1 protein-coding gene is annotated in these 1,325 nt (G+C 49.4%); it reads right to left on the reverse strand.

The window, feature by feature from the left end; genetic code table 11:
* On the reverse strand, positions 1-1,325 hold a 1,325-nt coding region (locus tag PPL9_RS32545), incomplete at both ends, for a hypothetical protein (RefSeq protein WP_161831439.1).

The raw sequence follows: 1,325 nt of genomic DNA on the forward strand, positions 1-1,325 counted from the left end.
CATGAGCGTAATGGCGCGGGCATCTTCTTGAAGGGACTGAACGACTAGCTTCTCAAGCTGGGCGATTTCACCTGCACTGAAATTGTCCACATTGACTGCGCGCGTCTGGCCACTGTAATCATTCAGCGTAAAGACCGTTTCCGTCTCATCCGACCCATCTCCCAGACCAGAGCTCTCCCGAAGAATGACTTCGCCATTTGAGCGAGAGGAGAGGATCGTTTGTTTTACTGTTACAGAACTGATGTGGTCCGTGGTGACGATCTGTTCCAGGTTGAGGGTGAAAACATCATCTTTCTTGCCATCTTTCCCGATAATCAAATCAAGGGAGGGGTTAATGGCATGACTAATTGGAATGATGAAGTCATGTCCAGCGGCAAACGTATAGACCTTCGTCTCTTCTGGCGAGACTACATGGCGCTGGACAAACCCGTCAAAGACCAGTGTCTTTACGTAAGTCTCAAAATCAAGGTCTGCGCCAAGGATGTAACCTTGATCATTGCGTTCAATATCGACAAGATCGGCTATGATGATTTCATAGCGCACCAGTCCGTCAGGAGAGCCCTGTCCATCAATGACTGTGTTGATCATGAGACCTTTGGTATTGGCCTCGCCGTCATCATGGATGACATACGTATGCTGTGTATCGCGAGCATTACGGGTTAACAGACGGGCACCGGTCCCACTTGTCAGAGCCTCGAGATCAAAGCCTGGAATGTCATGTACATCACCTACATTGACGCCTGTCAGCTGGAGGAGCTTATACTCCACGTGCGTGGTGAGAGGTGCCAGATAATCAGCAACAAACTCTACAGATGGCTCCAGCGCCAGAATGAGCTCACTTTCCGGGTAGAGCTGTTTGGCCAGATCATAAACATCTTTAACGTCCTGGCCTGACTGGATCGCTTCATAGACTTTCTTGGCCCAGACGACCGGCCCCAGAAGCGTTGAAATCGCAAGATCCTTGACCAGATCTTCAGCCAATTGAGGCCCCAGCTCTTCAGCAGTTAGGCCCAGTTCAATACGCGCTTCATCAATGGAAATGTCACGAGCTTCTGCGTGTTGTTTAACGGCGACTGCCGCAAGGCTGACGGTTGTCGTCGTTACAAGAATAGCCCCCGCTGCAGCAACTTTCTTAAGTGTTGCTCCAAGGTGCATATTGATGGCTTTAAACTCAGCATTAAAGCTGTTGGACCAGGCTGTTGAGGACAGGTCAATACCAGCTTCATTTAGCTGCTGGTTGAGGGCTATATTGCTGGTGATCGAAGTGGACCCTTTGAGGTCAAGCTGATTGAGTCCATTAAGAATATCGGCTTTAAGATCACTAA

This window comes from Pseudovibrio sp. POLY-S9, assembly GCF_001431305.1.
GTDB lineage: Bacteria > Pseudomonadota > Alphaproteobacteria > Rhizobiales > Stappiaceae > Pseudovibrio.